This window comes from Bacillus cihuensis (assembly GCF_000504145.1).
GTDB lineage: Bacteria > Bacillota > Bacilli > Bacillales > DSM-1321 > Peribacillus > Peribacillus huizhouensis.
The window spans coordinates 495,328-501,524 of sequence record NZ_KI632498.1 but is presented as its reverse complement, the minus strand read 5'-3'; the positions used below and the strand labels follow the sequence as shown (position 1 = coordinate 501,524).

The 6,197-nt window shown below is 40.3% G+C and carries 5 protein-coding genes, 1 tRNA gene and 1 rRNA gene; 4 read left to right on the top strand and 3 right to left on the bottom strand.

Features of this window, described 5'->3' with window-relative positions; genetic code table 11:
- Positions 1–193: 193 nt before the first annotated feature.
- Positions 194–1,743, bottom strand: a 16S ribosomal RNA gene (locus V179_RS28670).
- A 574-nt stretch (positions 1,744–2,317) separates the two neighbouring features.
- Positions 2,318–3,208, bottom strand: coding sequence for a DMT family transporter (locus V179_RS0124285; RefSeq protein WP_028393772.1), 891 nt, complete (start codon positions 3,206–3,208; stop codon positions 2,318–2,320).
- 163 nt (positions 3,209–3,371) lie between these two features.
- Between V179_RS0124285 and V179_RS0124280 the strand changes: the two genes are divergently transcribed.
- Positions 3,372–4,079, top strand: coding sequence for an MgtC/SapB family protein (locus tag V179_RS0124280; protein ID WP_028393771.1), 708 nt, complete (start codon positions 3,372–3,374; stop codon positions 4,077–4,079).
- 110 nt (positions 4,080–4,189) lie between these two features.
- Here the strand turns inward: V179_RS0124280 and V179_RS0124275 are convergent, their stop codons facing one another.
- Entirely contained in the window at positions 4,190–4,492 is a 303-nt protein-coding gene (locus V179_RS0124275) for a type II toxin-antitoxin system HicB family antitoxin (RefSeq protein ID WP_028393770.1), read from the bottom strand.
- Positions 4,493–4,634: 142 nt separating this feature from the next.
- On the opposite strand from V179_RS0124275, the gene V179_RS0124270 reads away from it, so the two are divergent.
- The 3 genes from V179_RS0124270 to V179_RS32255 all read left to right on the top strand — a co-directional run bounded on the left by V179_RS0124270 (position 4,635) and on the right by V179_RS32255 (position 5,564).
- Positions 4,635–5,009, top strand: a complete 375-nt coding sequence (locus V179_RS0124270) for a nucleotide excision repair endonuclease (protein ID WP_034302406.1) — start codon at positions 4,635–4,637, stop codon at positions 5,007–5,009.
- A gap of 247 nt (positions 5,010–5,256) precedes the next feature.
- A tRNA-Ala gene (locus tag V179_RS0124265) sits at positions 5,257–5,329 on the top strand.
- A 100-nt stretch (positions 5,330–5,429) separates the two neighbouring features.
- Positions 5,430–5,564, top strand: coding sequence for an amino acid permease C-terminal domain-containing protein (locus tag V179_RS32255; protein ID WP_326929562.1), 135 nt, complete (start codon positions 5,430–5,432; stop codon positions 5,562–5,564).
- Positions 5,565–6,197 lie beyond the last annotated feature (633 nt).

Here is a 6,197-nt window from a genome sequence, read left to right as displayed (position 1 = left end):
ACGATTCAGCGAATTATAAACGGGCTTTTCTTCGTCAGCTTCTCTCACTCGCATACTCATGTATGTAAATACACTCCGGTGCTCCTTCGATTGCTTCCTCGAACAGCTTACTTCTAACTCACTTCATATTTTACTGAATGAATTACTCATTCAAAACTGAACAAAACATAAGCGCCACACTTAATATCCTTAGAAAGGAGGTGATCCAGCCGCACCTTCCGATACGGCTACCTTGTTACGACTTCACCCCAATCATCTGTCCCACCTTAGGCGGCTGGCTCCTTGCGGTTACCTCACCGACTTCGGGTGTTACAAACTCTCGTGGTGTGACGGGCGGTGTGTACAAGGCCCGGGAACGTATTCACCGCGGCATGCTGATCCGCGATTACTAGCGATTCCGGCTTCATGTAGGCGAGTTGCAGCCTACAATCCGAACTGAGAATGGCTTTATGAGATTCGCTTACCCTCGCGGGTTCGCAGCTCTTTGTACCATCCATTGTAGCACGTGTGTAGCCCAGGTCATAAGGGGCATGATGATTTGACGTCATCCCCACCTTCCTCCGGTTTGTCACCGGCAGTCACCTTAGAGTGCCCAACTAAATGCTGGCAACTAAGATCAAGGGTTGCGCTCGTTGCGGGACTTAACCCAACATCTCACGACACGAGCTGACGACAACCATGCACCACCTGTCACTCTGTCCCCCGAAGGGGAACGTCCTATCTCTAGGATTGTCAGAGGATGTCAAGACCTGGTAAGGTTCTTCGCGTTGCTTCGAATTAAACCACATGCTCCACCGCTTGTGCGGGCCCCCGTCAATTCCTTTGAGTTTCAGCCTTGCGGCCGTACTCCCCAGGCGGAGTGCTTAATGCGTTAGCTGCAGCACTAAAGGGCGGAAACCCTCTAACACTTAGCACTCATCGTTTACGGCGTGGACTACCAGGGTATCTAATCCTGTTCGCTCCCCACGCTTTCGCGCCTCAGTGTCAGTTACAGACCAGAAAGTCGCCTTCGCCACTGGTGTTCCTCCACATCTCTACGCATTTCACCGCTACACGTGGAATTCCACTTTCCTCTTCTGCACTCAAGTTCCCCAGTTTCCAATGACCCTCCACGGTTGAGCCGTGGGCTTTCACATCAGACTTAAGGAACCACCTGCGCGCGCTTTACGCCCAATAATTCCGGACAACGCTTGCCACCTACGTATTACCGCGGCTGCTGGCACGTAGTTAGCCGTGGCTTTCTGGTTAGGTACCGTCAAGGTACCAGCAGTTACTCTGGTACTTGTTCTTCCCTAACAACAGAGCTTTACGACCCGAAGGCCTTCTTCGCTCACGCGGCGTTGCTCCGTCAGACTTTCGTCCATTGCGGAAGATTCCCTACTGCTGCCTCCCGTAGGAGTCTGGGCCGTGTCTCAGTCCCAGTGTGGCCGATCACCCTCTCAGGTCGGCTACGCATCGTGGCCTTGGTGAGCCGTTACCCCACCAACTAGCTAATGCGCCGCGGGCCCATCTGTAAGTGACAGCCGAAACCGTCTTTCCATCTCTTCTCATGCGAGAAAAGAAATTATCCGGTATTAGCTCCGGTTTCCCGAAGTTATCCCAGTCTTACAGGTAGGTTGCCCACGTGTTACTCACCCGTCCGCCGCTAAATCATGGGAGCAAGCTCCCAATCATTCGCTCGACTTGCATGTATTAGGCACGCCGCCAGCGTTCGTCCTGAGCCAGGATCAAACTCTCCAAAAAGTGTTTGACTTGCTCATTGTTTTTATAGTGTGTACTCACTTAATTTAAAACGTTGGCGCTTTGTTTTGTTCAGTTTTCAAAGAGCAATCTTTGTCGTTTCTCTCAGAAGCGACTTCTATAATTTATCACAGCCGATATCCTGTGTCAACAATTATTTTGAAAAGTTTTTTTCATGTTAACTGCTGTCAGCGTTCGTTACTGGCTTAGCGACAAGAAATAATATATCACGATAAAAAAATGATTGCAATACTTTTTTAACTTTTTCTAAAAATAGATTACATTACTTTTTATATTTAACCATCTCTCTTATTTGTTTTCAATTCATTTCTTCATAAGATGTTAAGAATTCATTACGAGATTAGTTCGTCTCTTCGTTCCAAAGCCTAGTAATGACGGAATAATTCGTTTGCTTCTACATAAAATTTATTACTACTTTTTTTAAAATGAACTATGAGTAACTAACATTCATGATTAATCAAAAGCTTAAAAAAGAGTTCAAAGAAAAAAAGCAGTAAAACTACACTGCTTTTTTTTCATGAAGGTAAATAATAGGCATTTAAAGCTTTATTGTTTTCTATATCGAACGATCTTTGGTTTTTTTACTGTCACTCAGGAAGTAAATTAATCCTGCAAAGATGATAGCTCCACCGATAATTTGGGTGAGTACAACTGTTTCATCCAGAATAAAGTAAGCTAGAATAGTTGCCCCAACCGGTTCTAACAAAATAGCCATTGAAATGGTAGTGGTACTTAGCCATTTTAGTGACCAATTTAACAACGAATGCCCTAATAGGTTTGGAAAAATAGCTAACAGGATAAATAGAATCCAGTCTGTTGCCGGATATGGACCGAGTGGTTCTCCCTTTACTAGTACATAAAGAAATAAAGTGACCATGCTCATACCATAAACAACAAAGGTGTATGTAGTAGAAGAGATTCTTTGTCTAACGGTTTGTCCTACTAATAGGTAGGCCGTTATTAACGCACAGGCGATAAGTGCAAGAATATCACCAAACAAGGCGATCCCACTAATCTTGAAATCTCCCCAACTAATGACCAAGCTACCACCAATAGCAATTATACTACTTAAGATTGCTCGCACCGAAAACCGTTCCTTAAAAAAGAAATAAGCGCCTGCGAAGGCAAACAACGGCTGAAGTGTTACAAGAACGGTAGAACTAGCTACAGATGTGTAGTTCAACGATTCGAACCATAAAATAAAATGAAAGGCCAAAAATATTCCAGCAATACTAGACAATAGCCAGTCTTTCTTATTTATATGTTTCAGTTCGTGACGATATTTTGCCAGAAAGAATGGCAGCATAATGACGATCGTGAAAAACAGTCGATAAAATGCAATAATCCCTGATGGCGCTGAAGCTAATTTTACAAAAATAGCCGACAATGAAATAGATGTGACAGCAAGTAATAATACAAAATAAGGATTTATTTTAGGTTGAAGCATGGTAATTCCTCTTTTCAGACTTATAATAGAAAGTAATACATTTAAATTGGTACGTTTTTTTTACATTCATACGAACCCTTTACAATTAAGAATTCATGTATAGGGTATAACACAACAAATATAGCGTACCAGAAAATATCATATGAATGGTGATGATTTGGCCATGGATTGGTTTTTAAACTTAAGTTCAGAAGCTCAAATTTTAGTAAAGCTAGGGATATCAGCTTTACTAGGCTTAGTAATCGGCTTAGAACGAGAAATTAAACGAAAACCTGTTGGCTTGAAGACAAGCCTGGTTATCTCCATTATTAGCTGCTTACTGACAGTGGTCTCCATTGAGTCAGCTTATACGTTCACAGGTAGTGAACATGTTAATATTACGATGGATCCACTCAGACTTGCAGCCCAAATTGTTTCAGGGATTGGCTTTATCGGGGCAGGAGTTATTCTAAGACGCGATAATAATAGTATATCCGGGTTAACCACAGCTGCAATTATTTGGGGAGCAGCTGGGATTGGAATAGCAGTCGGCGCAGGATTCTTTATTGAAGCAACAGCAGGTGTCATTTTATTAATCATCAGTGTCGAACTTATTCCTTGGCTAGTTGCCCTAATAGGTCCAAAACAGTTTCGACAAAAAGAAATTATGTTGAAATTGATGATTCCAAACAAAAATGATATCGCAATCGTGATGAAAAAAATTAAAGAAAATAATATTTTTGTAAAAAATATTCGAATTAACGATCTTGAAGACGATTTACATTATGTCCAACTTCTAGTCCTAGTTGATACAAAACGAAAAACCACTGACGTCTACTATTGTGTTTCGACATTTGAAGAAATTTCAAAAGTAGAAATTGAAAACTTATGATAATAATGAAAAGTGCTGTCCTAAAACAAATGAGCAGACCTCGTCCCCTATACACAGAATGAAGTAAATAGTGGACGAGACCCAGCTGCCTGTCGAACATCCACTTTTCCTTATACTGAAATATATTCTACTTCAATACGAAACGGCTTACCTACTTCTTCTTCTACATAAAATTGTGCAATATCAACTTGTTCAATCGGAGTTGCTTCTGGCATGGTTTTTCCTTCATCTACCGCCATATCAATCGCAATCGCCAATAAATCCTGAGCCGCCTCTCTCGCATCCTCCAGATCATTACCAGCTGTAGAAGCTGACAAGCCCGCTGCTTTCAGATCCGGAAAAACCACATGGATTGTATAGTCTTCTTTCATTACTCTTGCCTCATAATAATAAATCACTGGATATTGTATCATAGTTACCCCCTCAATATTCTCATGCATTATTGTAGCAAATTTAACTTCACATTACTCATTCGATATTGTTTCTCTCACAAATAGCTTTTCTTGTATACTTATGATACCATTTATCTTTATTAAATAGAGGAAGTGACTGTTCATGATTAATATTACAATCCCTACAGCAGATTTAACCATTAAGCAGCGAAAACAAATCGTAAAAGGGGACGAGCCAATCATTCCTGATATTTACGGATTTATTGACTTTCACCTGATTCCAAGAGATAAAGGCGGAATCTTCATGTTCTATAACAAAGAGGGTCAATTACTTTTCGTCGGAAAAGCTAGAAAACTCCGTCAAAGAATCAAGAAGCACTTCGAAGATTCTGTTTCACCGATTAAACTGCATAGAAACGAAGTATCCAGTATCGAGATGTGCTATGTAGAAGATCCAATGGAAAGAGAAATCTATGAAACGTTCATTATCAATGAACATAAAGCAAAATATAATATTGATAAAGTATTCTTTAGATAATATAGATAAAAAGCTGGCTGCGGGTGCAATCAGCTTTTTTATTATGACTCTTTTCACAATCTGTTACTGACATTCGTATATAAGATCGGATATACCAATCACGAAATCTAAACGGGTAAGTTAATAAATCAATTTGCATCATCGGTCAAACCACGTTAATTTTAAAAGATCGCTAAAAGAACACTTTTCTATTAAAAATCCATTGACTTTTTCAGAAAAATAGATAAAATTAAAAATATACCTTAACGGGGGCTTAGCTCAGCTGGGAGAGCGTTTGGCTGGCAGCCAAAAGGTCAGCGGTTCGATCCCGCTAGTCTCCATACTTAAAACCCTTGTGTATCAAGGGTTTTTATATTTTCACAAATTATTAAGATACATATCTTACTTAAAATATAAGAATATACCATCCGGTGGTTTTAAATAACGTTCTTTCCAGTTCTACCGATCTGCTCATTCCTATTATGTTTATTTTTAATTGCTCAACTTTCAGTTCATACATGGATTGCATGCAGTATTTGGATTGTTCATCTATTTTACTTATGGTACAAAGCATAGCTTAATGAATAAAAAATAAGGTATGTTAAAAGTGGCCGTTCGATTCTGCCAGTTTCCAAAAAATTAAGAGAACAAATGCTCAATCTCATGAGATACAAGAGATTGAGCATTTTTTTTACATTAATATAACGCCCCACTGAAAGTTAGTCCCGTTTTACTGTTGTTAAGATCTAAAGCACACGCTTCAAACAATCGTCAGTACGAGCGAAGGCAATGAATCACAGACTAAGTACGCCGTGTCCTTTAATCTTTCGTCTGGTGCCCCAAATTTTTTGGGTGCAAAATTTACCTCTGTGGGCCCTCGGATAGTTTCGCGGCTCTCTCCAATCGAGCTTTTCTTCAAAAAGCGAGGCAACCGCTTTAAAGAACGTCTACTAAGATTGCTCGCCACTGTCCTGTGATAGTCCGACAAGCATAAGCTTTAATACAGTGTGGCGTAGTTTGCCAAAGAGTATTAAAGCTCGTGACCTTATACGGACTAAGAGCCAAAACTTGATTAGGCTGTTATCCCCCACCTACGCATCCTCGATTCCTTTAAACCTTGAGGTGGGGGACTTGTCTGTTGATAAATCAAAAAAAATTCTTTCTCGATCAATTACATTCATTATCTTCTTTTCAACTTGTATAATAAAA

Bases quoted from the DNA above. Each gene is read 5' to 3' on its own strand.
- V179_RS0124285 (WP_028393772.1), bottom strand. From the start codon at position 3,208: ATGCTTCAACCTAAAATAAATCCTTATTTTGTATTATTACTTGCTGTC.
- V179_RS0124280 (WP_028393771.1), top strand. From the start codon at position 3,372: ATGGATTGGTTTTTAAACTTAAGTTCAGAAGCTCAAATTTTAGTAAAG.
- V179_RS0124275 (WP_028393770.1), bottom strand. From the start codon at position 4,492: ATGATACAATATCCAGTGATTTATTATTATGAGGCAAGAGTAATGAAA.
- V179_RS0124270 (WP_034302406.1), top strand. From the start codon at position 4,635: ATGATTAATATTACAATCCCTACAGCAGATTTAACCATTAAGCAGCGA.